This is a genomic window from Pseudomonas sp. NBRC 111143, from assembly GCF_001320965.1.
In the GTDB taxonomy this organism is placed as follows: domain Bacteria; phylum Pseudomonadota; class Gammaproteobacteria; order Pseudomonadales; family Pseudomonadaceae; genus Aquipseudomonas; species Aquipseudomonas machongensis.
On record NZ_BCBT01000056.1, the window covers coordinates 11847 to 35627 of the forward strand.

Below are 23781 nucleotides of genomic sequence, written 5' to 3' on the forward strand. Positions count from 1 at the left end.
GATCTGGCTTTTATTTGCAGCTTGGCGCTTGAAGCACGCTGCCAGAGGAACGACCGATGTCCCAGGAACGCCGCTACAGTTTCGAGTTCTTCCCGACCAAGACCGATGCCGGTCACGAAAAACTCATGGCCGTTGCCCGTCAACTGGCCACCTATAACCCCGACTTCTTCTCCTGCACCTACGGCGCCGGCGGCTCGACTCGCGACCGCACGCTGAACACCGTGCTGCAACTGGAAAACGAAGTGAAGGTCCCGGCAGCCCCGCACCTGTCGTGCGTCGGCGACAGCAAGGACGACCTGCGCGCCCTGATCGCCGAATACAAGGCGGCCGGAATCAAGCGCATCGTTGCCCTGCGCGGTGACCTGCCATCCGGCATGGGCATGGCCAGTGGCGAATTGCGCCATGCCAGCGACCTGGTCGAGTTCATCCGCCAGGAAACCGGTGACCACTTCCACCTGGAAGTTGCCGCCTACCCCGAAATGCACCCGCAGGCGCACAACTTCGAGGACGACCTGGCCAACTTCGTACACAAGGTCAAGGCCGGTGCCGACAGCGCCATCACCCAGTACTTCTTCAACGCCGACAGCTACTTCTACTTCGTCGAGCGCGTACAGAAGCTGGGCGTGGATATTCCGGTAGTGCCCGGCATCATGCCGATCACCAACTACAGCAAGCTGGCGCGCTTCTCCGACGCCTGTGGTGCCGAGATTCCGCGCTGGATCCGCAAGCAGCTGGAAGCCTACGGCGACGATGCCACCAGCATCCAGGCATTCGGTGAAGAAGTGATCAGCAAGATGTGCGAAGAGCTGCTGCAAGGTGGCGCACCGGGCCTGCACTTCTACACGCTGAACCAGGCCGAGCCGAGCCTGGCGATCTGGAACAACCTCAAGCTGCCGCGCTGAAACCTATTGGTAACAATAGCTTAAGCAATGATTAAGGCTCCGAACGTAGATTGGAGCCTTGATCATTCAAGCTGATACCAGGTTTCCCCCGATGCAGCCGTGCAACCGTGACACCCCGCAACTCGTCTACCTCGCCTTCGGCCCGGCTACCTATCACCAGGAAGCCTGCTTCAGCATCGTCAGCGCCCTGGTCAACCTGCGCAAGACGCCAGGGGAAGTCATGGACATCCAGGTCTACACCGACAACCCCGAACCCTACGCCAAGCTGCCCGTCACCGTGCACCTGCTCGATGAGCACACGCGTACAACCTGGAATCAGCCGCACGGGTATCACTTTCGCAGCAAGCATGTGCTGCTGCGCCATGTCCTCGAACAGCACCCGCTGGCAGTGCTGATCGATACCGATACCTTTTTCCGCCAATCGCCCATAGAGCTGTTCCGCCGGGTAAAGCCCGGCAGCCTGCTGTGCAATGCCATTGGCGGTCGCTACGGCGAAAACCAGAAGTGCCTGCTGTACAAGAACCTGCTGACGCTCCTGCAACAGCGTGGCCTGGCCGACTGCCAGATGCCGCTGGTCAACTCCGGTGTCATGGGCCTGACTGCACAGGATGCAACGATCCTGGACCACTCCATCGCGCTGATGGACGAGCTTTATCCCCTGGCACGCGAGGCCTATACGCTCGAGGAGTTCTGCCTGGCGGTCGCCGCCTACCGCAAGCTGCAACTGGCCACCTGCACCGACGTCATCCATCACTATTGGAGCCGCAAGGCCCAGTTCCGTGCCAAGATCCAGGCGTGGTTGCGCAAGCACGGCGACGATCCATTCGGCGAGGCCGCGATGGCCGACATCACGCTGGTCAACGATCAACTGCCTCGCCCCCCCACCCTGCACCGCCTCGGCTACAAGGCCATGAGCCTCACGCTACCAAGTCGTCACCGCCAGTTCGCCCGTGAACTGCTCTACGGCTGCTACCCCTACGACAACGAATTCGACCGCGCCTGCGCCACGGCGTGGTGGGACAAGGCCCTGGAAAACTTCAATCAGCGCCAGGGCGGCATGAGCCCCGAGCAACTGCGCGAATGCTTGCGTCAACCCGGCCTTCGTCTGTCGCTGGGCACCCGTCACAAAGATATCGAACGGCATCTGCTCGACGCACAGCAAGCCTGAGTACAGCCCTGCTGGCGATCGCGGAGCGCCCCTGTACTGCCCAGCATGCGCGCAACGCAAACTCCGCCGAACATTTTCTCGACGCCGTTGAGCAGCAGGATCGCAGCACATCGCGATAGCTCTGTTATACTCGGGCCTTCCCGCCCGGCTCACGCCCGGACGCTCGGCCTCGCAAAAGGCATCTCGACCAGCAGCGACGCACCCTCAAGTGCCCGCCCGCCGCCTCCAGGATGCGCAGTGTAAGCCCAGCTGGACCGGACGCGATCGCATCCCACCGATGCCCGTCGCGCCAGGCAGAACATCCCACAGGGCCCAGCCCACACGAGAACAGGATTGCCCATGTCCTTTGCTTCCCTCGGTCTCTCCGAGGCACTTGTCCGCGCTATCGAGGCTGCGGGCTACACCCAGCCTACCCCGGTGCAACAGCGGGCCATTCCCGCCGTGTTGCAAGGCCGCGACCTGATGGTCGCCGCGCAGACTGGCACTGGTAAAACCGGTGGCTTCGCCCTGCCGATCCTCGAGCGCCTGTTCCCAGGTGGTCACCCCGACAAATCGCAGCGTCACGGCCCGCGCCAACCGCGCGTCCTGGTCCTGACCCCGACCCGCGAACTGGCCGCACAGGTCCACGACAGCTTCAAGATCTATGCCCGCGACCTGAACTTCATCAGCGCCTGCATCTTCGGCGGCGTCGGCATGAACCCACAGATCCAGGCGATGGCCAAGGGTGTCGACGTTCTGGTCGCCTGCCCGGGCCGTCTGCTCGACCTGGCCGGCCAAGGCAGCGTCGACCTGTCCAAGGTGGAAATTCTCGTTCTGGACGAAGCCGACCGCATGCTCGACATGGGCTTCATCCATGACGTGAAGAAAGTCCTCGCACGCCTGCCGGCCAAGCGCCAGAACCTGCTGTTCTCGGCGACCTTCTCCAAGGACATCACCGACCTCGCCGACAAGTTGCTGCACAACCCCGAGCGCATCGAGGTCACGCCGCCCAACACTACCGTCGAGCGTATCGAGCAGCGCGTCTACCGCCTGCCCGCCAGCCACAAGCGTGCGCTGCTGGCCCACTTGATCACCCTCGGCGCCTGGGAACAGGTGCTGGTCTTCACCCGTACCAAGCACGGCGCCAACCGCCTTGCCGAGTACCTCGAAAAGCACGGTCTGACCGCTGCCGCGATCCACGGCAACAAGAGCCAGAATGCGCGCACCAAGGCCCTGGCCGACTTCAAGGCCAACAGCGTGCGGGTGCTGGTCGCCACTGACATCGCCGCCCGTGGCCTGGATATCGACCAGTTGCCGCATGTAGTCAACTTCGAACTGCCCAACGTCGAGGAAGACTACGTTCACCGCATCGGTCGTACTGGCCGTGCTGGCCGCTCCGGTGAAGCCATTTCGCTGGTAGCACCTGACGAAGAGAAACTGCTCAAGAGCATCGAGCGGGTGACCAAGCAGAGGATCCCGGATGGCGACCTGATGGGCTTCGATGCCTCGCAGGTCGAGGCCGAGAAACCCGAGGTGCGCGAGCGCCAGCAGAACAACGGCCGCGGCGGGCGCAACCAGCAGCAACGTGCCGAAGGCAGCAAGGAAGGCAGCGGCGGGCGCAAGGACAAGGGCAAGGACAAAGGCAAGACCAAGCAACAGGCCGCCGACAAGCCTGCCGACAAGGGCACTGCGGGCGACAAGCCGCAGCAGAAGAAGCAGGAGCCACGCAAGCAGCGCGACAACAAGAAGCCACGTCAGCAGCAGGCCGGCCAGGCCCAGGGCAATGCCCCCAAAGTACCTGCCGATCGCGACCCGGAAGAGTTCCTGGACGACGATATCGACAACTTCGGCAACCGCGCCGACTACGTCAGCCCTTACCAGAACGGCAAGAACCAGGGCCGCAACCGTCGCCCGGGCGGCAACGGCGGCCAGGCTCAAGGCCAGGGGCAGCGTTCGGGTTCGGGCCAGCCTCGCAACAACAACGGTAGCGGCGGCCAGCGCCAAGGCGGCCAGGGTTCTGGCGAGAAGCGCCCCCGCAACAACAATGGTGGTGGTGCACGCCGCGATGGCAACCCGGGCCGTGCGCGCCGGGACGACAGCAACCGCCAGGAACCTGCCGTACGCAGTCCGCGCGAGTCGCAGAGCACGCCTGTGATCATCCGCAAGGAATCCAAGCTCGACCGTTACCCGACGCCCGAGCAACTGGATGACCTGCCGAGCCGCCCACGTGGCGAGCGTCCGGCGCTGTTGACCCGCAAGGGCTGACAGAAACGACAAGGGGCCGCATAGCGGCCCCTTGTCGTTTCAGATGACGCGAATCACTTCTGCTTCACGCCTTCCAGGCTGATGTCCAGATCCAGGGTCTGGGAAGTCGGGCCCGGGCCCTTGATGCCAAAGTCGTTCAGGTTCAGCGTGGTCTTGGCGTTGAAGCCAGCGCGCTCGCCACCCCACGGGTCCTTGCCCTCGCCGTTGAACACGGCCTTGAAGGTGACCGGCTTGGTCACGCCATGCAGGGTCAGGTCGCCGGTCACGTCGGCAGTCTTGTCACCGGTGGACTTGACGGCCGTGGAGACGAACTTGGCGTCCGGATATTTCTTCACGTCCAGGAAGTCGGCGCTGGCGATGTGCTTGTCGCGCTCGGCATGGTTGGACCACAGGCTGGCAGTCTTCAGGTCGACGCTGATCTTGCTGGCTTCAGGCTTGGCGCTGTCCCAGGAGAACGAACCGTCGAAGTCCTTGAATGTGCCGTGGATGAAGCTGTAGCCGAGGTGGCTGATCTTCCAGTCGACGAAAGCATGCTGGCCTTCCTTGTCGATCTTGTAGTCAGCGGCCATGGCCTGACCAGCGCCAATCAGAGCGGTACCGAGCGCCAGGGCGGCAAAAGTCTTTTTCAACATCCTTACTTCCTTCCTTTGCAATTGAGGTTGAGAGTCAAGCTTTGCGGCCCAGCATACGAGCCAGGGTCGCGTCACGGTCAATGAAATGGTGTTTCAAGGCTGCCAGGGCATGCAGGATGGCGAAAATCACCAACCCCCAGGCCAGATACAGGTGAATCACACCGGCAGTGTCCGCCTGATCGGGCAGGTTGCTGACCAGTGCCGGTACTTCGAACAGACCGAAGACCGGAATGCCGACACCGTCGGCAGTGGAGATCAGGTAGCCAGCGGCCATGACCGCGAACAACCCCAGATACAGCGCCAGGTGCCCCAGCTTGGCGGCCAAGCGGGTGAGTGACCCGTGGCTGGCCGGAGCCGGTGGAGGTGGGCTGATCAAACGCCAGAGTACCCGCAGCAGCATGACAGCCAGTAATACCAGGCCAATGCTCTTGTGCAGGTCGGGCCCGGCTTTGCGCCAAGGATCATAGTAGTCGAGACCGACCATCCACAGGCCCAGACCGAACAACCCGAATACGACAAGGGCCACGCCCCAGTGCAGGAAGATGCTGACCGCACCATAGCGAGAAGCAGAATTGCGCAGTTGCATGTTGGCGTATTCCCCGTGAAAGCTGTGCACAAGATAACGCGATAAGTATCGAAATAAAGCGGAAAAGTCCGCTTCTTATAATCGAGAAAATCGATAGCTTATTTTGAATTCATCCAATTAAGAAAACATTAACGGTAGGCGAACGCGGGGGGACTTGCCAGGCCAGGCAACAGCGCGGGCACATCGCGGCAATGCCACGAGTGCCCGCAATGACCAATCAGTTGGCCTTGGCCTGAGTGTCGGTCGAGGGTTTCTTCTTGACGGGCTCGGCTTTTGCGGCGGCCTTCTTCACCGGCTCCGTCTTGCTGGCCTGCTTGGCCGGCGGCTTGTGCGCTGGTGCGTGCTTGGCAGGTGCCGCCTTGGTCGGTGCAGCCTTGGCGGGTTGGGCCTTGACCGGCTCTTCCTTGGCCACAGGCGCAACGGCCGGCGCCGCTGGTGCGGCTGCAGGAGCAGGAGCTGGCGGCGCGGGTGTCGGCTCAGCGGCCTTGGTCACCGGCTCGGTCTTGGCCACCGGTTTGTCGTCGCCACCGAACAGACGGGAGAAGAAGCCAGGCTTGCTGTCCTTGGCGGCTGCCGCGCCGACTGCCGCAGCGCCCGCAGCGGCAGCGACCGGCGCCGCCTTGACCACTGGATCGAAGGATTTGCCAGCGGCCAGGTCCTCGACCTGGCCCGCGGCACGCTGGCCACTGCGCAGCGCGCCTTCCAGGGTGCCCGGGTAAAGTGCATCGGTGTGTTCGCCAGCAAAGGCGACACGTTGCACCGGGCGCTCCCACAGACGCCAGTACTTGCTGATCTGCCCCGGCCCGTAGGCCAGGTAGGCGCCGCCGGTGCCGGCGTCGGTGCTGTAGCGCTTGACCTCGTAACCGGTAAAGGCCCCACGAGCCTGAGGGTAGAAGGCATGCAGGCGAATCAGCACCTGGTCGACCATCTGCTTGTCACCGAAGGCCTGCAGCAGGCGGGCGTTGTCGCCGGACAGGTTGATCACCACATTGGCACCGCCCTTGAGCGCCGGTTCGATCCACAGCATGCCCAGGCCTGCGTTGCTGAAGATCTCGCCCGACATACGCGAGCGGCTCTCCCACACCGGGTTATTGAACTTGAGCAGCAACTGGTCGCGCCAGCCGTAGTTGGTGCCTTTGAGTGCCGCCAGATGCTGGTTGTCCAGCCCCGGCGTCATCTGGATCTTCGCCAGCGCGCGCAGCGGCACGGCAAGGACCAGATAGTCAGCCTGGTAGCCCACGGCCCCCACCTTGACGGTGACGCCGTCCTTGTCCTGGACAATGGCGGTGACCGGCGAGCTGGTCTTGATGGTCTTGAGTTGCTTGACGAAGGCCTGTGCCAGTACCGGGCTGCCGCCAGGCAGGCGTGCCGCACGCAGGTCACGATCGCCGACTCCACGATAGACCCGGCTCTGCTGGGCGAAATAGAGCAGCGACAGACGCGAGGGCTCGTCATACCGGGTACGGATCTGCTGGTTGACCAACTGACGGGCGGTCGCTGGCAGTTGCAGCTTGTCCAGCCAGGTGGCAACGTTGATCTGATCGAGGGCGAACAAGGTGCTGTTGGCAGCCGGGTTCATCGGGTCATCGATCGAACGGGCCAGGTCATCGAGGGTCTTCTCGTAGCGCTTGATCGCCTCGGCGGTCGCGGGCTGCTTGGTGGCGAGGTCGGCCGCGCTGAAGTACTCGCCGTCGATCAGGTAGCCTGGGGTACGCACGAACTCGGGCGCAGGCAAGGTTTCCAGCTTGAAGCGGTCCAGGTACTGATTGAGTACCGGCTGCGCCTTGTTGTTGCCGATCCACTCGCTGGTCGCCAGCCCCGAACGGCCACCCATGCCGCCCTTGGCTTCGAGCAGGGTCACCTGCCAGCCCTTGGCCTGCAGCTCGTAGGCTGCCGTCAGGCCAGCCAGGCCACCGCCGACGACAATGGCCGTGGGGGTCTTGTCCTTCGCCAGCGCACCAGCGCTGGATGCACCAATCAATACCAACGCGCACAGGCGCACCCAAGCAGCAGCCATGTCGGCGAACTCCGGATCAGAAGCGAAATGTAAGTGGGGAGGATCTCCCCAGGAGAGATGCGCTAAGAATACGTCAGGTCCCAGGAGCCTGCCAGCACAGCGCTATCAAGTGCTTCGAATGGTTCGGTTTTCTATGTTGAGCCTTTCATGGGCTAGCCCGCTACCACGCAAGCCAGCACAAAATCCAAGGTTGTTCCTGGGGGTGCCTTTGCTTAGGCTTACGCCGTCCTACTTGCCACCCCAGCCAGGAGATCCGCCCCATGGGCCTGAATCAACAGTGGATGCAGCGCGACCTCAAGGTCCTGTGGCACCCCTGCACCCAGATGAAAGACCACGAGAGCCTGCCGCTGATCCCGATCCGCCGCGGCGAGGGCGTCTGGCTCGAGGACTTCGAGGGCAAGCGCTATCTGGACGCGGTCAGCTCCTGGTGGGTCAACGTCTTCGGCCATGCCAATCCGCGCATCAACCAGCGTATCAAGGATCAGGTCGACCAGCTCGAACACGTCATCCTTGCAGGCTTCAGCCATCAACCGGTGATCGAGCTGTCCGAGCGCCTGGTGGCCATGACTCCGGCCGGGCTGGATCGAGTGTTCTACGCCGACAACGGCTCGTCATGCATCGAAGTGGCGCTGAAGATGAGCTTCCACTACTGGCAGAACAAGGGCCAAGGCGCCAAGAAGCGCTTCGTCACCCTGACCAACAGCTACCACGGCGAAACCATCGCCGCGATGTCGGTCGGCGATGTGCCGCTGTTCACCGAAACCTACAAGGCCCTGCTGCTCGACACCATCAAGGTGCCCAGCCCCGACTGCTACCTGCGCCCTGAAGGCATGGGTTGGGAGGAACACTCGCGCAACATGTTCGCAGCCATGGAGCAGACCCTGGCCGAACACCACGCCACGATCGCCGCGGTCATCGTCGAGCCGCTGATCCAGGGCGCTGGCGGCATGCGCATGTATCATCCGGTTTACCTCAAGCTGCTGCGCGAAGCCTGCGACCGTTACGGTGTGCACCTGATCCATGACGAAATCGCCGTCGGTTTCGGCCGCACCGGCACGATGTTCGCCTGCGAGCAGGCCGGTATCCGCCCAGACTTCCTTTGCCTGTCCAAAGCCCTGACCGGTGGCTACCTGCCGCTCGCCGCCTGCCTGACCACCGATGACGTGTACCAGGCCTTCTACGACGACTACCCGACCCTGCGCGCCTTCCTCCATTCGCACAGCTACACCGGCAACCCGCTGGCCTGCGCCGCCGCGCTGGCGACCCTGGACATCTTCGAGCAGGACCAGGTGATCGACGCCAACAAAGCGCTGTCGGCGCGCATGGCCAGCGCCACCGCGCACCTGGTCGATCACCCGAACGTGGCCGAAGTGCGCCAGACCGGCATGGCCCTGGCCATCGAGATGGTCAAGGACAAGGCCGGCAAGGTCGCCTATCCGTGGCAGGAACGCCGCGGCCTGAAGGTCTTCGAGCATGCCCTGACCCGCGGCGCGCTGTTGCGACCGCTGGGCAGCGTGGTGTATTTCCTGCCGCCCTACGTGATCACCCCGGAGCAGATCGACTTCCTGGCCGAAGTGGCCAGCGAAGGCATCGATATCGCCACCCGTGACAGTGTCAGCGTGGCGGTGCCGGCCGATTTTCATCCCGACTTCCGCGATCCGGGCTAGGCCGGCAAACTCCCCGCCTAACCCTGTAGGAGCGGGCTTGCCCGCGAATGCATCAGTGAATTTCATCACCGCATTCGCGGGCAAGCCCGCTCCCACAGAGGATGATGTCCTCACCCCTATTCCGAGCCGAACCATGAGACTGTCCCGTTTCTTCATCGACGCCCCCCTGAGCCTTGGCGAGCACGAGTTGCCCGAGGCCCAGGCCCATTACATCGGCCGCGTGCTGCGCATGAGCGCCGGCGCCGCCGTGCAACTGTTCGACGGCAGCGGCCAGGAATACCTCGGCCAGTTGCTCGACGTGGGCAAGAAATCCGTGCGGGTCAGCCTCGACCAGGCTCTGTCCGGCCAGCCCGATTCGCCGCTGCACATCCACCTCGGCCAGGGGTTGTCACGCGGTGAGCGCATGGACTGGGCGATCCAGAAAGCCACCGAGCTGGGCGTCAGCCAAATCACCCCGATCGTCAGCGAGCGCTGCGAAGTGCGCCTGAAGGACGAGCGCGCCGACAAGCGCCTGGCTCACTGGCGCCAGGTGGCGATCAGCGCCTGCGAACAATGCGGGCGCTCTACGCTGCCAGTGATCCACCCGCCGGTGACCCTGGCCGAATGGCTAAAAGACAGCGAGGCCGATCTCAAGCTGGTCCTGCACCCGGTGGCCGAGCCGCTGACCAGCCATGACAAACCGACACGCCTGGCCTTCCTGATCGGACCTGAGGGTGGCTTGAGCGATGCCGAAGTCGATCAGGCCAAGGGCGCCGGCTTCCACGCCGCCCGCCTCGGCCCTCGCGTACTGCGCACCGAGACGGCGCCGGTGGTGGCGCTGTCGGTGGCGCAGCAGCTGTGGGGCGATTTCTAAGCTCAGCCCCTATAGCACGTAGAAGTACACCGCGACGAAGTGCATCAGGCTGCCAGCGATGACGAACAGGTGCCAGATGCCGTGCCAGTGGCGAAAGCGGCTGTCGAAGGCAAAAAAGATGATGCCGACGGTGTACAGCACGCCGCCGGCCGCCAGCCAGGCAAAGCCGGCGCCACCGAGGCTGCGGAGCAGCGGCTTGACCGCCACCAGCACGATCCAACCCATCACCGCGTAGATGATGATCGAGAGGATCCGTGCCTCGGAGCGCGGTTTGATCTCCTGGAGCATGCCGATCACCGCCAGGCCCCAGACGATGCCGAACAGGCTCCAGCCCCAGGGTCCGCGCAGACTGACCAGGCAGAACGGTGTATAGCTGCCGGCGATGAGCAGGTAGATCGACAGGTGATCGAGCTTGCGCATGACCACCTTCGCCCGGCCGCGCGTGCTGTGATAGAGCGTGGAAATGCTGTAGAGCAACAGCAGCGTAAAGCCGTAGATGGAGAAGCTGACGATCTTCCAGGGGTCGCCTTGCAGGCCCGCGACGACGATCAGCCAGATGGCACCGATACAGGCCAGGACAGCACCGACCAGGTGGGTCCAGGCGTTGAAGCGTTCACCGTAGTACATGCAGGCTCAGACCTCCACAAAGCCAATGGGTTCCTGGCGGGCAGTGGCGCGACAGGGCCCGCACGAGCATCATCCTACTGCGCCGAAGGTTGCAGATCCGCGTCACGCACCAGCCGCTCGAGCGCCGCCAGGTCCGGCACCCGCGCCACCTGCTCGCCCACCTGCACCGCCGCCAGCTCCAGCGCCCCCAGCGGCACGTCTACATAATTCAACTGGCTGTCGAGCTTGCACGAGCGCGGGATCCCCTGCAGCAGCAGCGCCAGGTAGCGCAGCCCGGTATCGCCCAAGGCGTTGAGCACGACGATCCGCGCCCGCTCGCCACAGGGCGTTTCACCGCCACAGGCGGCCTCGAAACCTATCAGCGGGAGACACTGCTGGCGCCAGTCGATCCAGCCCATGTGCCAGGCCGGCTCATGCAGTTCGCAGACGAACGCACGCTCGCCGATCAGCTCGGCCACCGCAACGTTGGGCAGCACCAGGGTACGGTCGCCCAGGGGCAGCAACAGCCCGGTGAGGCTGCTGCGCTGACCGGCGATATGTTCAAGCATGAGGCTGGCTCCAGTGGGCGATGCTCTGCAACAGGAGCGACTCCTGGTAAGGCTTGCCGAGGTATTCGTTGACGCCGATGGCCATGGCCCGGTCGCGGTGTTTCTGCCCGGTACGCGAGGTGATCATGATGATCGGCAAGTCGTGCAGGCGGTTGTCACGCCGCACCCGCGTCGCCACTTCGAAGCCGTCCATGCGCGGCATCTCGATGTCCAGCAGCAGCACGTCAGGACGGTGTTCCTCCAGCAGGGCCATCGCATCGACCCCGTCCTTGGCGGTCAACACGCTCATACCGTGACGTTCCAGCAGACGGCTGGTGACCTTGCGCACGGTGACCGAGTCGTCGACCACCATCACCAGCAACGGACGCCGCGCCGCCGGGCCGAACAGCTGGCGCCGCTCGCCGTCACCCACCGGCAACCGCGCCAGGCGTCGCTGCTGGCCGCGCAGCTGACCAAGCAGGTCGAGAATCAGCACCACCCGCCCATCACCGAGCAAGGTCGCACCAGACAAGCCCGGCACCGCAGCGAACTGTGGCCCCAGGCTTTTCACCACGATTTCGCGGCTCGGCGAAAGGCCATCGGCCTGGATCGCAAACGACTGCTCCTGGGCATGCACCAGCAGCACCGGCAAGGGCAGGCTTTGCCCCAGCAGGCGCGGACGGCCGACATCCTGCAACAGCTCGCCCAGGTAGCGCAGGTCGTAGGCGTGCCCTGCATAGCGATAGCGCGGCGGATCCAGCTGGTAGCAGGCCTCGAGCTCGGCGGGCGGCACGCGGACGATGCCCTCGATGGTGTTGAGCGGGATGGCGTACTGCTCCTCGCCCAGGTGCACCATCAGCGCCCGGTTCAGCGATACCGTGAACGGCAAGCGGATCTGGAAGCGTGCCCCCTTGCCTGGGCTGGACTCGATGCTCATCGAGCCGCCCAACTGCTTGACCTCTTCATGGACCACATCCATGCCCAGCCCGCGCCCGGAAATCTGGGTGATCTTCTCGGCCGTGGAGAAGCCCGGACGCAGGATGAACTGCAAGATCTCGTGATCGCTGAGCTGCGCCTGCGGCGCCAGCAAGCCGCGCTTGATGGCCTTCTTGCGAACCGCCTCCAGCGGCACCCCGGCGCCGTCGTCGCTCATCTCGATGACGATGTCGGCGCCCTCGTGGAGCAGGTTGAGGTGGATTGTGCCCTGCTCCGGCTTGCCTGCCGCCAGGCGCACCTCGCGCGGCTCGAGGCCATGGTCGACGGCGTTGCGCAGCATGTGCTCCAGGGGCGCGACCATGCGCTCGAGCACGCTGCGGTCCAGCTCGCCCTCGGCATTGCCGACCACCAGTTCGACCTGTTTGCCCAGCTCGCTCGCCACCTGCCGCACCACGCGCTGCAGGCGCGGCACCAGGCGCTCGAAAGGCACCATCAGGGTGGCGGTCAGGCCTTCCTGCAACTGACTGTTGACCCGCGCCTGCTGCTGCAGCAGGCCATGCGCCTCCTGGGCCCGCAGGGTCAGGGTTTCCTTGAGGTCGAGCAAGTCGGAAGCCGATTCGAACAAGGCCCGCGACAGCTGCTGCAACTGCGAATGGCGGTCCATTTCCAGCGGGTCGAAGTCGTCGTAGGCGTCGCCCTCGGCCTGCCAGCGGCTGGACATGCGGCCCTGGGTTTCGTTGTCCAGGCGCAGCAACTGGTCGCGCATGCGCTCCAGGGTGGTTTCCATTTCGCTCAAGGCGAACTGTGCATCGTTGACCTGCTGCTCGATACGACCACGAATGATCGCGTGCTCGCTGGCCAGGTTGCCCAGGTCGTCGAGCAGTTCGGCATCGACCTTGACCATGTCCCCCGGCGCTCGCTCGGGTGCAGCGCTCGGCACATCGAGCGGCGCGGCCTCCACCGGCGGCTGGCCGGCGGCGCTGTCGGTCAGCGCCGCACTGGAAAAGTTGCGAATGTAGTCGATCAGCGCCGTTGCCGCGTGCAGCGGCTGCCCCAGACGTACGGCGTCGAGCATGTGCGCAAGGCGGTCGTGGCAGTTCTGCAGCAGGCTGAACAGCGCGGGCGTCGGCGGCAGGCGGCCAGCAGCGAGCAGTTCGTAGAGAAACTCCAGCTCATGGGCCAGGTCGCCAATGGCGGCGATTTCTACCATGCGCGCGCCGCCCTTGAGGGTGTGCAGGTCGCGCAGCAGGTTTTCCACCTCGACACTGCTGCGCGGGTCGGCCTGCCAGCGCGCCAACGCAGCCGCAGCGCTTTCGACGATGTCCGAGCTTTCTTCGAGGAAGACTTCCAGCAGCTCCTTGTCGCCAGGTGTTTCTGCCACCTCCGGCTCGCTGACCGGCGCATGGCGGAACTCACGCAACTCGCCGAGCAGTGCCACCGCTGAAGACGGCAGCTCGCCCTGACGCAGGCTGTCGAGCATCTGGCCCAGCGCCGCATGGCTGCGCTGCAGCAGCTCGAACAGCGCACTGCTGGCGGCCAACCGCCGATCGACCAGCCCTTCGTAGAGCAACGCCAGCTCCTGAGCGAGCACCTCGATGGCGCCAATCGCGGCCATCTGCGCACCGCCACGCAAGGTCTGCACATCGTGCTGCAACGCCGACACCGCTGAGCTGCCTTCCGGCTCCTGTCGCCAGCGCTGCAAAGCCTGATCGGCGCTGTCGAGGATGTCGCCGGCCTCGTCGAGGAACAACTGCACCACTGCCGGCTCCGGCAGGTCCATGGCCGTGGCCAGCGGGGTCACGCCCTGCTCGCCCACCAGCCCGGTTGCCGCCGGGTCGAGCGCCCCGTCCAGCAACGCACGCAAGCCATCCAGGCACTCGCTGCGCGGGGTGACCTCCTGCCCGGCAGCAATCTCATCGAGCATGTCGATCAGGGCTTCGTGGGCCTGCCGCGCCTGGGCGAAGAAATGCCCGTTGGCGACCAGGCTGCCCTCCTCAACCGCCCCATACAGATCGAGCAGCGCTTCGCAGAGCTCATCCACCTGCCAGAAATCGGCCAGGTGCGCACCATGGGCCAGGGTCGTCAGTTCATCAAGCAGCGTGTCCAGCTCCTGGCGTTCGCGCGGATGCTCCTGCCAACGCGACAACAGCGACTCGGCATCGAGCAGGATATCCATGCCCTGAGCCAGGAAGCTGGCGATCAGTTGTGGATCACGACGGTTGCGGCGGGTGTGCGGCGCTGCGTCCTGCAGCACCGCCAGGCGTGCATCCACCGCTTCGCCGACCTGCTCGATCAGTTGCGCAGCGCCAGGAATCGGTGCCAGCGGTGTGCGCTCAAGCTGGGCCAGGCCCAGCTGGAACAGGCTGCGCGACGCTTCCAGCCATTCGATATCCGCCACTTCCAAAGCCAGTTGGTGCGCCTTGTATTCACGCGCCAGGCGGTCGAAGGCGGTGGCAAGCTCTGCGATCGGCATCACCCCGGCCATGGCCGCGCTGCCCTTGAGGGTATGCAGCGCGCGTTGCAGGCTGTCGCTGACCGGGGTGTCCTGGCCTTTGGCAGCCATGAGGAAACTGTCGAGGCTGGCCAGATGGCCCTGTGCCTCGTTGCGAAAGATCTCCAGCAGTTGCGGATCGAGCCCGTCACTGTCGCTGGCAGACGCGGTGTCGTTGACCGCCAGGGCGTGCAGGTGGCTGCTGAGCTGCTCGACATCGGCCAGCCGGGGTATCTGACCCACCGCAAAGTCGGCGAGCAGGTCAGGCAGGTGCACGAAGGCCTGTTGCAGCGCCACGGCGCCCTCGCCGCTGAGCACGATGCGTCCTTCCAGCACACGGTTGAGCAGATGCTCGGCACCCCAGGCCAGCTCGGCCACGGCGCCTGCGTGCACCATCCGCCCGCTGCCCTTGAGCGTATGCAAGGCACGGCGCAGTTCGACAAGCGCATCGCGTTGCTGGTTGTCGGCACGCCAGCGCAACCATTGGCGTTCGATCTCCGGCAGCAGTTCAGCGGTTTCCTCCAGGAACACTTCGCGCAGCTCATCGTCGATGCCGTCATCGGCACGCTGCGGCTCAGCCATGACCGGCGCTTGGCTGCAGCGCAGGCCAAGGGCGGCCAGACTGGCGCAAGCCATGTCGAGAAAACGCTGGGCATCGGCCAGCGGATCGGCGACACGCCATTGCAGGTAGCACTCCACCGCACTCAAGGCCTCGGCCAGGTGGGCCAGCTCCTGCTCCGGTGGCTCCTGCTCAAGATGCGACAACCAGCCTTGCACATAGTCGGCCGACACCCCGAACACCTCGGAGGCGGCCGGCAGCATCAGCATCGCCAACGCGCCACGCACCTGCTGCAGCAGGCCCGGCAGGGGCTGCAGACGCTGGCGCGGCCAACCGGATTCCAGACAGTCGCCGATCAGGTCCTTGGCCTGCTGCAACACCGAGAGCGACTCCTCGAACACCCGTTGGCGGATCTCGGTCACGTCCGAGCCGGGCATACCGCCTTCCAGGCCCTCGGCAAGGCCGCCCACCATGCCGTTGAGCGTCGCCTCCACGTACAACAGGGCACCGGCCACATCCATCAGCACCGCATCGTCCACGGCACGTTCGCCCTGGGCCAGGGCCTGCAAGGCGAGCACCTGGTCGATGATGACCCGGCGCGGCTGCTGGAAGCCCAGCACTGCGAGGGTATCGGCAACATGGCGCAGCGGCGCGATCAGCACATCGAGTGGGTCGCGCTGCTCGTTATCCCCCCGTACGAAGGGGTCGAGCCGCTCCTTGATCCGCACCAGGTCGTCGCACAGGGCAGTGATCACCGAGCGCAGGGCATCGCGGCCCTGGCCGGCCTGCAACTGGTCGCGCCAGTTGCCCAGCGACAGGTCGAGGTTGGCCAGATCGTTGGCCCCCGCCAGGCGCTGCGCCGCCTCTCCCATCAGGCTGTCCTGGGCCAGCGGCTCGGCGCCGCGGCACAGGCGCAACTGATTGAGCAACGGCAGCACCACCAACGGCAGGTCGTGGCGCGCGCCCCGCAGGCGCTCGAGGTAGGGCGGCAATTGCTCAAGGCCGCGGAACAGCGCACCCAGGCAATCGCCACGCGGGCTGACCTGGCCCTCGAAGAGGGCGCGCCCGAGCAACTCCAATTCCTCGGCCAGACGCGCCGCGCCATTGAGCTCGAGCATCGTCAGGCACCCTTGCACCTGATGCAGGTTGTCGACGAAGAACCCCAGCAAGGCGGGGTCGCCCGGCTCGCTGGAAAAACGCTCCAGCGCCTGCCGCGCCTGGCCCAGGCAATCGGCGATGGCCGCCTTGGTCCAGCTCAGGGCGACCGTGTCGTGACGCTCGGGGCTCATTGCCGTAACGGCCATCGACCTCTCCTCAGCGCCGCTCGGCCGGGGCCGGCAAGGTGAAACCAGACACCGAACGGCGCATCTCGCTGGCCATTCTGGCCAGGTGACGGATGCTGTCGGCGGTAGCGCCGGAACCGGCGGAGGTCTGCGCAGTGATCTGCTGGATCACCGCCATGGTGTGGGAAATCTGCCCGGCCGAGGATGTCTGCAATTGCGCCGCGTCGGAAATGCTGTGGATCAGTTCGGCCAGGTTCTGCGACACGCCCTCGATTTCAGCGAGGGCCACGCCTGCGTCCTGTGCAAGACGCGCACCACGCACCACTTCGGCGGTGGTCTGCTCCATGGAGATCACCGCTTCGTTGGTATCGGCCTGGATGGTTCGCACCAGCGCTTCGATCTGTCGGGTGGCCGACGACGAACGCTCAGCCAGGCGCTGCACTTCGTCAGCGACCACGGCGAAGCCGCGCCCCGCTTCACCCGCCAGCGAAGCCTGGATCGCCGCATTGAGGGCCAGGATGTTGGTTTGTTCGGCAATGTCGTCGATCAGGCTGACGATGTCGCCGATTTCCTGGGAAGACTCCCCCAGACGCTTGATGCGCTTGGCGGTGTCCTGAATCTGCTCGCGAATGTTATCCATGCCATGGATGGTGTTGTGCACCACCTCGTTGCCCTTGTTGGCGATGGCTACCGAACGCTCGGCGACCTTGGCCGACTCGTAGGCGTGGGCGGAAACCCGGTCGATCGACTCGACCATGTCGCCCACCGCCAGCGACGCCTCGCTGATCTGGTCGGCCTGGTGTTCCGAAGCCTTGGCCAGCTGGCGTGCGGTGTTCTGGGTGTCCTGCACCGCAGCGGCGACCTGCTCGGCGCTGTGGTTGATGGTCGCCACCAGGTCGCGCAACTGGTCCACCGAGAAGTTGATCGAGTCGGCGATGGCGCCGGTGAAGTCTTCGGTGACCGACACCGTCACCGTCAGGTCGCCATCGGCCAGCTCTTCGATTTCATCGAGCAGGCGCATGATCGCCTGCTGGTTGCGCTCGTTCTTCTCCGCCGTGTCGCGTAGTTGCCGGTTGGTGGCGCGAACCATCACCAGGCCGATGAGGATGATCGAGGCCAGCGCCAGCAGGCCGAGCACATAGCCGCCGACGGTGTCGAGGGTGCGCCCGGCCAGGTTCTCGAAACCATTGGCCAGGTGCGAGGCTTCGTCGAGCAGGGTCTGCGACAGGCTGAAGATGTTGCTCGCGGCCTCGCGCACCCGCAGCAGCTCCGGTGAAGTCTCGAGAATTTCGTCGACCGAGCCGGAAACGAACTGGAACAGCTCGGCGATCTCGGCCAGACGCGCACGCGCGTCCGGGTCTTCGACACGGGTCACCTGGATCGCCGGATTGCCACCGAGCATGCCCTCGAGCACCTGGCCGAAGCGGCTGGCATCACGGCCAAAGGTGTCGGCGGCCTGCACCGAGCTATCGTCACCGGCCAGCACGGTATTGACCGAACCAAGAATCCGCTCGGCCAGCAGCAACTGGCGCTGGGCCACGGCCACCTGGCTGGCCGGTGCACCGCTCTGCAGCAGGATTTCCACGACCTTTTCATACTCGACCTGCAACTGTGGCACGGTTTCGGCCAGGGTCGCCGCCACCTGGTGCAAGGACAGCACGGTCTGCTCGCTGGCCAGGATGGTGTCGGTGTTGCGCCGCAGGTTTTCCCAGTCCTGGCGCACCGCGTCCATCTCGTCGCGCACCGTGGCCGGTGCTGGCGGCAGGCCGGTGGCCTTGTCACCCTCGCGCAGGTATTTCCAACGGCGCTCGAAATCGTTGCGTGCATCGGACAGCAGCCGGAACGCCAGGGCCTTGCCCGCCGCCGCCTCGGTGGCGTTCTTGGCGATGCGCTGGGACAGCACGCGCAACTCGCCGGCGTGGCCGATGTACTGCTTGTCGTGGTTGGACTGGGTGTTGAGGTAGGCGAAGTTGGCGAACAGCAGCACGATCGACAGGATCAGCACCACGAACAGTACAGTGATCTGTGCGGTGCTGCGCGGGCGCTGGGCCACGGCTTCGGGAACGACGGTTGGAGCGGGCTTGTTCACTGTCGCAGGGTCCTCTACAACGCCACATCGAGAAAGCCTGGCGCCTGGGCCAGGGCGAAGGGGCTGAAGATCGCCCAGTTGCGCTCACGCGGGAAATGCCCCTGGACGAAACGCGCCGCGGCGCGGATCAGTGGCTGCGGGGGCGACAGCTCCAGGCTGCTCAGGTCGAAATGTTGCAAGCCGACCACTTCATCCACCAACAGGCCGACGAACAGGTCGTCATGGTCCAGCACCAGCACGCGGCGCTGCTTGCCCGAGGCCGCCGGCCCAAGGCCGAAGAACGCCGACAGGTCCATCACCGGCAGCAGGCGACCGCGCAAGTTGGCGACGCCGCGCACCCAAGGCTGCACCCCGGGCACCCGGCTGCTGCGCGGCTCGCGCAACACTTCAGCCACCTCACCCATGGGGGCGACGAACCACTGCCCGGCGATGCGAAAGCCGATACCGCTCCACTGCTGCAGGCGCGTGTCCTGCAGCGGCTGGTCGGCCACCAACAGGCGGCAGCGGCGGTCGATGTCCAGCAACAGCTCGAAGGCGGTCAGCGACGCACCCTGGGGGCGTGTGGTCAAGCGCCCAGCACCTCTTTGAGCTTGGCGATCAGCGCGTCCTCTTCCACCGGCTTGGTCAGGAAATCGCGAGCGCCCTGGCGCGTGGCCCAGATGCGGTCGGTTTCCTGGTCCTTGGTGGTGACCACGATCACCGGGATGGCGCTGGTTTCAGGGTCCTTGCTGAGCTGGCGGGTGGCCTGGAAACCGTTCATGCCGGGCATGACGATGTCCATCAGCACCGCATCCGGTTTGTCCTGGCGGGCCAGGGCCACGCCATCGGCACCGTTGCTGGCCTTGAGCACCTGGTAGCCATGCTTCTCGAGCCATTCGGTCAATCTGTACATCTCTGTCGGCGAGTCGTCGACAATCAGCACTCGGGCCATACGGTTTCCCCATCAGGAAAATGAAGACCGCGCCAGGGCGGGCGCGGTCAGGGTGCGTGTTGTGCCTGCACGGCGAATTCGGGCACGTGGGCACGGATCGCGTCGAGCAGTTCTTCCTTGCTGAACGGTTTGGTGAGGAACTGATCGGAGCCGACCACCCGGCCGCGGGCCTTGTCAAACAGGCCGTCACGCGACGACAGCAGGATCACCGGAATATCCTTGAACGCACTGTTGTGCTTGATCACTGCGCAGGTCTGGTAACCGTCCAGACGCGGCATCAGTACATCGACGAAGATGATCCGCGGCTTGTGATCGACGATCTTGGCCAGGGCATCGAAACCGTCGCTGGCGGTGATCACCTCGCAACCCACCTCGCCCAGCAACATCTGGGCGGTGCGGCGGATGGTGCGGGAATCGTCGATCACCATCACCTTCAGGGGCTGTTCCATGAAATGCGTCACCCATCGCCAAGCCAGGAATGAAACCTCGAGGGCTGCCATGCAGCGCTCTGACTGGCATTTTTAACACAGTCCGGGTAGGCATTCCATCTGCCTCCCCCCTTGACCGGCCGCGTTCCCGGCGCCACCCTGAGCCACTTTTCTTTCGTGCCATCGCGGCCACCTGCCGCCAAGAGGAATTACCCCATGAGCGTTCGTCTCGGGATTGTCATGGACCCCATCGCGTCCATTTCCTACAAGAAGGACAGCTCGCTGGCCATGCTGCTGGCGGCGCAGGAGCGTGGCTGGAGCCTGTTCTACATGGAGCAGCGCGACCTCTACCTGGGTGCCGGCCAGGCCCGTGCACAGATGCGACCGCTGAAGGTGTTCGCCGATCCGGCCCGCTGGTTCGAGCTGGGCGATGAGCAGGACAGCGCGCTGAACGAGCTGGACGTGATCCTGATGCGCAAGGATCCCCCCTTCGACATGGAGTTCGTCTATAGCACCTACCTGCTGGAGCAGGCCGAGCGCGAAGGTGTGCTGATCGTCAACAAACCGCAGAGCCTGCGTGACTGCAACGAAAAGCTGTTCGCCACGCAATTCCCGCAGTGCATGGCGCCAACCCTGGTCAGCCGCCGCGCCGACATCCTGCGCGCCTTCGCCGCCACCCATGGCGATGTGATCCTCAAGCCGCTCGACGGCATGGGCGGAGCATCGGTGTTCCGTCACCGCCAGGGCGACCCGAACCTCTCGGTGATCCTCGAAACCCTGACCCAGCATGGCCACCAGCAGATCATGGCGCAGGCCTACCTGCCGCAGATCGTCGATGGCGACAAGCGCATCCTGATGATCGACGGCGAGCCGGTGCCCTACTGCCTGGCACGCATCCCGGCCAGCGGCGAGACCCGTGGCAACCTCGCCGCTGGTGGCCGTGGCGAAGCCCGTCCGCTGACCGAGCGCGACCGCTGGATCGCCGCCCAGGTTGGACCGACCCTGCGCGAAAAGGGCCTGCTGTTCGTCGGCCTGGACGTGATTGGCGACTCGCTGACCGAGATCAACGTCACCAGCCCGACCTGCATCCGCGAGATCGATGCTGCCTACAACACCCATATCGGCGGCCAGCTGATGGACGCCATTGATCGCAAGCTCAAGGCGCGCTGACCACCGACGCGGAGCAAAACCCTGGAGTGGGGTATGATGCCGGTCCATTTCACTCGACCTGCTGCCCCACTGCGGTTGCTGGATACCCGATGACGCTGCCTGCCGACATCCCATCCGACCTGCTGCCACCGCGCGTTCGCCCGGTGGACCGGCTCGGTTTCACGCTGTTTCTTGCCGCCCTGGTGCACCTTGCGCTGATCCTCGGGGTGGGTTTCAGCGTGGTCAAGCCCGCCGAAGTCCGCCAGACCATGGACATCACCCTGGCCACCTTCAAGAGCGAGAAAGCGCCGGAGAAAGCCGACTACCAGGCCCAGGACAACCAGCAGGGCAGTGGCACCCTGGACAAGAAAGCCGTGCCCACCACCACCGAAGTGGCGCCATTCCAGGACAGCAAGGTCAACAAGATCACCCCGCCTCCAGCAGCCCGGCCGGAAACGCCAGCGGCGCCGGCAAAATCCGTGGTGACGACCAAGGCACCAAAACCGCAGAAAGCCGAAACCGCGCCAAAGGAAAGCAAGCCTCAACCCAAGCCCCCCGCGCCGGTGCCGGACTTCGACAGCTCGCAGCTGTCGAGCCAGATCGCCAGCCTCGAGGCCGAGCTGTCCAACGAACAGCAGTTGTATGCCAAGCGCCCCCGCATCCATCGTCTCAACGCGGCCTCGACCATGCGCGACAAGGGGGCCTGGTACAAAGAGGAATGGCGCAAGAAAGTCGAGCGGATCGGCAACCTCAATTACCCGGAAGAAGCCCGACGCCAGCAGATGTACGGCAGCCTGCGGATGATGGTGTCGATCAACCGCGACGGTTCGTTGTATGAAGTGCTGGTGCTCGAATCCTCCGGGCAACCGGTGCTGGACCAGGCCGCCCAGCGCATCGTTCGCCTTGCGGCACCGTTCGCGCCGTTCACCGGCGACCTGGCGGAATTCGACCGCCTGGAGATCATCCGCACCTGGCGCTTCGCGCGTGGGGACCGGCTGTCGAGCAATTGACCGGTACGGGCTGTGTCGGCCCATCGCTGCGACTTGCCCCGTGATGGGGCCGGTACATACACCGCACAGCCAGCTTGTCAGCCTCGCCACCTGACGCCACACTACCCCTCATGAAAACCCTCACGCCGAGCTACCTCAAGCACCAGTTCCTGATTGCCATGCCGCACATGGCCGATCCGAACTTTGCCCAGACCCTCACCTACATCGTCGAGCACAACGCCAACGGCGCCATGGGCCTGGTGGTCAATCGCCCGCAGGAGCTGAACCTGGCCGATATCCTCGAGCAGTTGCGCCCGGATGAGGAACCGCCTGCCAGCACCCTGCAGATCCCGATCTACCAGGGTGGCCCGGTGCAGACCGACCGCGGCTTCGTGCTGCACAGCGCCGAATGCACCTACCAGGCCACCATCGAGCTGCAAGGCCTGTCGCTGTCGACATCACAGGATGTGCTGTTCGCCATCGCCGAGGGCGTCGGCCCGAAGCAGAGCCTGATCACCCTGGGCTACGCCGGCTGGGAAGCCGGGCAGCTCGAGGCGGAGCTGGCCGATAACGCCTGGCTCAACTGCCCGTTCGACCCCGAGATCCTCTTCGGCATGGCCTGCGAGCAGCGCTTGCAGGCCGCCGCGCAAAGCCTGGGCATCAACCTCAGTCTGCTGACCAGCCAGGCAGGGCACGCCTGATGGCCGAGCTGCGCCTGCTGCTGGGCTTCGACTACGGCACCCGCCAGATCGGCGTCGCCGTCGGCCAGGTCATCACCGGCCAGGCCCGCGAACTGTGTACGCTCAAGGCACAGAACGGCGTGCCGGACTGGAACCAGGTCGAGAAACTGATCAAGGAATGGAAACCCGACGCCATCGTCGTCGGCCTGCCGCTGAACATGGACGGCACGCCCAGCGAGATGAGCGAACGCGCGGAGAAGTTCGCCCGCCGCCTGCATGGACGCTACAACCTGCCGGTACATACCCACGACGAACGCCTGACCACCTTCGAGGCCAAGGGCGAACAGATGGCCCGTGGCGGCCAGCGTGGCAGCTACCGCGACAACCCGGTCGACGCCATCGCCGCTGCACTGCTGCTGCAGGGCTGGCTGGAGGCCAATACCTGACCATCCGCTTTGCTGCCGGCGATGCCGGCGCCCCAAGGAGCACGCAATGAGCCTACCCAATCCCGCCGACCTGATCCGGCAGATGGCCGTCGACCTTCGCGCCCACCTGGCGCGCCGCGCCATCGCAGAGCCACGCTTCATCGGTATCCGCACCGGTGGCGTGTGGGTTGCCCAGGCCCTGCAGCAAGCGCTTGGCGACCAGAGCCCGCTGGGCACCCTCGACGTGTCGTTCTACCGCGACGACTTCAGCCAGAACGGCCTGCACCCGCAGGTGCGCCCGTCCGAGCTGCCGTTCGAGATCGAAGGCCAGCACCTGGTGCTGGTGGATGACGTGCTGATGAGCGGTCGAACCATCCGCGCTGCGCTCAACGAGCTGTTCGACTATGGGCGCCCGGCCAGTGTGACCCTGGTCTGCCTGCTCGACCTGGACGCAGGCGAATTGCCGATCCGCCCGAATGTGCTCGGTGCGACGCTGTCCTTGGCGGCCCATGAACGGGTAAAATTGACTGGACCCGCCCCGCTCGCCCTCGAGCGCCAGGACCTCGCCCCCGCATCCGCCCTTTAAGAGTCCCCCGCG

At 64.9% G+C, this 23781-nt stretch carries 20 protein-coding genes; 10 read left to right on the top strand and 10 right to left on the bottom strand.

Translation table 11 applies throughout. From position 1 onward, the window contains the following. Nucleotides 1-56: 56 nt before the first annotated feature. The 3 genes from metF (at nt 57) to APH44_RS23580 (ending at nt 4314) form a co-directional block, all read left to right on the top strand. Complete coding sequence (gene metF, locus APH44_RS23570; protein ID WP_054894825.1) at nt 57-902, top strand: methylenetetrahydrofolate reductase [NAD(P)H]; 846 nt, start codon at nt 57-59, stop codon at nt 900-902. Between the two features lie 91 nt (nt 903-993). Then, nucleotides 994-2070 (top strand): hypothetical protein, encoded by a 1077-nt coding sequence (locus APH44_RS23575; RefSeq protein ID WP_054894826.1) that lies wholly within the window; start codon nt 994-996, stop codon nt 2068-2070. 339 nt (nt 2071-2409) lie between these two features. Next, the gene (locus APH44_RS23580) at nt 2410-4314 is read left to right on the top strand and encodes a DEAD/DEAH box helicase (RefSeq protein ID WP_054894827.1); all 1905 of its coding nucleotides are present in this window, start codon (nt 2410-2412) and stop codon (nt 4312-4314) included. Nucleotides 4315-4367: 53 nt separating this feature from the next. Here APH44_RS23580 and APH44_RS23585 read toward each other — a convergent pair whose 3' ends face one another. From APH44_RS23585 to APH44_RS23595, 3 genes are all read right to left on the bottom strand, one after another. Next, a complete protein-coding gene (locus APH44_RS23585; protein ID WP_054894828.1) occupies nt 4368-4946 on the bottom strand; it encodes a YceI family protein in 579 nt (192 codons plus the stop codon). Nucleotides 4947-4980: 34 nt separating this feature from the next. Continuing rightward, nucleotides 4981-5532: a cytochrome b gene (locus tag APH44_RS23590; RefSeq protein ID WP_054894829.1), complete on the bottom strand. Its 552-nt coding sequence runs from the start codon at nt 5530-5532 to the stop codon at nt 4981-4983. 217 nt (nt 5533-5749) lie between these two features. Further along, nucleotides 5750-7549, bottom strand: coding sequence for a flavin monoamine oxidase family protein (locus tag APH44_RS23595; protein WP_054894830.1), 1800 nt, complete (start codon nt 7547-7549; stop codon nt 5750-5752). 260 nt (nt 7550-7809) lie between these two features. Here APH44_RS23595 and APH44_RS23600 point away from each other — a divergent pair, with 260 nt between their 5' ends. Beyond that, the gene (locus APH44_RS23600) at nt 7810-9216 is read left to right on the top strand and encodes an adenosylmethionine--8-amino-7-oxononanoate transaminase (protein WP_054894831.1); all 1407 of its coding nucleotides are present in this window, start codon (nt 7810-7812) and stop codon (nt 9214-9216) included. A gap of 133 nt (nt 9217-9349) precedes the next feature. Beyond that, on the top strand, nt 9350-10069 hold the full coding sequence (locus APH44_RS23605) for a 16S rRNA (uracil(1498)-N(3))-methyltransferase (protein ID WP_054894832.1): 720 nt from the start codon (nt 9350-9352) through the stop codon (nt 10067-10069). 9 nt (nt 10070-10078) lie between these two features. Here APH44_RS23605 and APH44_RS23610 read toward each other — a convergent pair whose 3' ends face one another. From APH44_RS23610 to APH44_RS23640, 7 genes are all read right to left on the bottom strand, one after another. Next, nucleotides 10079-10696, bottom strand: coding sequence for a hemolysin III family protein (locus APH44_RS23610; RefSeq protein ID WP_054894833.1), 618 nt, complete (start codon nt 10694-10696; stop codon nt 10079-10081). A gap of 74 nt (nt 10697-10770) precedes the next feature. Further along, nucleotides 10771-11244 (bottom strand): chemotaxis protein CheW, encoded by a 474-nt coding sequence (locus APH44_RS23615; RefSeq protein ID WP_054894834.1) that lies wholly within the window; start codon nt 11242-11244, stop codon nt 10771-10773. After that, a complete protein-coding gene (locus tag APH44_RS23620) occupies nt 11237-16513 on the bottom strand; it encodes an Hpt domain-containing protein (protein WP_256216666.1) in 5277 nt (1758 codons plus the stop codon). Before APH44_RS23620 ends, APH44_RS23615 begins: the two co-directional genes overlap by 8 nt. A 10-nt stretch (nt 16514-16523) precedes the next feature. Then, nucleotides 16524-18545, bottom strand: coding sequence for a methyl-accepting chemotaxis protein (locus APH44_RS23625; RefSeq protein WP_371105645.1), 2022 nt, complete (start codon nt 18543-18545; stop codon nt 16524-16526). A 50-nt stretch (nt 18546-18595) separates the two neighbouring features. After that, the gene (locus tag APH44_RS23630; RefSeq protein ID WP_054894837.1) at nt 18596-19150 is read right to left on the bottom strand and encodes a chemotaxis protein CheW; all 555 of its coding nucleotides are present in this window, start codon (nt 19148-19150) and stop codon (nt 18596-18598) included. Then, the gene (gene pilH, locus APH44_RS23635) at nt 19147-19512 is read right to left on the bottom strand and encodes a twitching motility response regulator PilH (RefSeq protein ID WP_012274551.1); all 366 of its coding nucleotides are present in this window, start codon (nt 19510-19512) and stop codon (nt 19147-19149) included. Before pilH ends, APH44_RS23630 begins: the two co-directional genes overlap by 4 nt. A gap of 47 nt (nt 19513-19559) precedes the next feature. Beyond that, nucleotides 19560-19961 (bottom strand): PleD family two-component system response regulator, encoded by a 402-nt coding sequence (locus APH44_RS23640; RefSeq protein WP_054894851.1) that lies wholly within the window; start codon nt 19959-19961, stop codon nt 19560-19562. A gap of 195 nt (nt 19962-20156) precedes the next feature. On the opposite strand from APH44_RS23640, the gene gshB reads away from it, so the two are divergent. The 5 genes from gshB to pyrR all read left to right on the top strand — a co-directional run bounded on the left by gshB (nt 20157) and on the right by pyrR (nt 23769). Then, nucleotides 20157-21110, top strand: coding sequence for a glutathione synthase (gene gshB, locus APH44_RS23645; protein ID WP_054894838.1), 954 nt, complete (start codon nt 20157-20159; stop codon nt 21108-21110). An 89-nt stretch (nt 21111-21199) separates the two neighbouring features. After that, the gene (locus tag APH44_RS23650) at nt 21200-22099 is read left to right on the top strand and encodes an energy transducer TonB (protein ID WP_054894839.1); all 900 of its coding nucleotides are present in this window, start codon (nt 21200-21202) and stop codon (nt 22097-22099) included. A 110-nt stretch (nt 22100-22209) separates the two neighbouring features. Continuing rightward, entirely contained in the window at nt 22210-22779 is a 570-nt protein-coding gene (locus APH44_RS23655; protein WP_054894840.1) for a YqgE/AlgH family protein, read from the top strand. Next, nucleotides 22779-23204: a Holliday junction resolvase RuvX gene (ruvX, locus tag APH44_RS23660; protein ID WP_054894841.1), complete on the top strand. Its 426-nt coding sequence runs from the start codon at nt 22779-22781 to the stop codon at nt 23202-23204. Before APH44_RS23655 ends, ruvX begins: the two co-directional genes overlap by 1 nt. Before the next feature lie 46 nt (nt 23205-23250). Continuing rightward, nucleotides 23251-23769 (top strand): bifunctional pyr operon transcriptional regulator/uracil phosphoribosyltransferase PyrR, encoded by a 519-nt coding sequence (gene pyrR, locus APH44_RS23665; protein ID WP_054894842.1) that lies wholly within the window; start codon nt 23251-23253, stop codon nt 23767-23769. Nucleotides 23770-23781: the final 12 nt, after the last annotated feature.

Coding starts and splice junctions, on each gene's coding strand:
- APH44_RS23600 (WP_054894831.1), top strand. CDS start 7,810: ATGGGCCTGAATCAACAGTGGATGCAGCGCGACCTCAAGGTCCTGTGG.
- APH44_RS23585 (WP_054894828.1), bottom strand. CDS start 4,946: ATGTTGAAAAAGACTTTTGCCGCCCTGGCGCTCGGTACCGCTCTGATT.
- pilH (WP_012274551.1), bottom strand. CDS start 19,512: ATGGCCCGAGTGCTGATTGTCGACGACTCGCCGACAGAGATGTACAGA.
- APH44_RS23620 (WP_256216666.1), bottom strand. CDS start 16,513: ATGGCCGTTACGGCAATGAGCCCCGAGCGTCACGACACGGTCGCCCTG.
- APH44_RS23575 (WP_054894826.1), top strand. CDS start 994: ATGCAGCCGTGCAACCGTGACACCCCGCAACTCGTCTACCTCGCCTTC.
- APH44_RS23595 (WP_054894830.1), bottom strand. CDS start 7,549: ATGGCTGCTGCTTGGGTGCGCCTGTGCGCGTTGGTATTGATTGGTGCA.
- gshB (WP_054894838.1), top strand. CDS start 20,157: ATGAGCGTTCGTCTCGGGATTGTCATGGACCCCATCGCGTCCATTTCC.
- APH44_RS23610 (WP_054894833.1), bottom strand. CDS start 10,696: ATGTACTACGGTGAACGCTTCAACGCCTGGACCCACCTGGTCGGTGCT.
- APH44_RS23650 (WP_054894839.1), top strand. CDS start 21,200: ATGACGCTGCCTGCCGACATCCCATCCGACCTGCTGCCACCGCGCGTT.
- APH44_RS23580 (WP_054894827.1), top strand. CDS start 2,410: ATGTCCTTTGCTTCCCTCGGTCTCTCCGAGGCACTTGTCCGCGCTATC.
- APH44_RS23590 (WP_054894829.1), bottom strand. CDS start 5,532: ATGCAACTGCGCAATTCTGCTTCTCGCTATGGTGCGGTCAGCATCTTC.
- APH44_RS23605 (WP_054894832.1), top strand. CDS start 9,350: ATGAGACTGTCCCGTTTCTTCATCGACGCCCCCCTGAGCCTTGGCGAG.
- ruvX (WP_054894841.1), top strand. CDS start 22,779: ATGGCCGAGCTGCGCCTGCTGCTGGGCTTCGACTACGGCACCCGCCAG.
- APH44_RS23615 (WP_054894834.1), bottom strand. CDS start 11,244: ATGCTTGAACATATCGCCGGTCAGCGCAGCAGCCTCACCGGGCTGTTG.
- APH44_RS23640 (WP_054894851.1), bottom strand. CDS start 19,961: ATGGAACAGCCCCTGAAGGTGATGGTGATCGACGATTCCCGCACCATC.
- APH44_RS23655 (WP_054894840.1), top strand. CDS start 22,210: ATGAAAACCCTCACGCCGAGCTACCTCAAGCACCAGTTCCTGATTGCC.
- metF (WP_054894825.1), top strand. CDS start 57: ATGTCCCAGGAACGCCGCTACAGTTTCGAGTTCTTCCCGACCAAGACC.
- pyrR (WP_054894842.1), top strand. CDS start 23,251: ATGAGCCTACCCAATCCCGCCGACCTGATCCGGCAGATGGCCGTCGAC.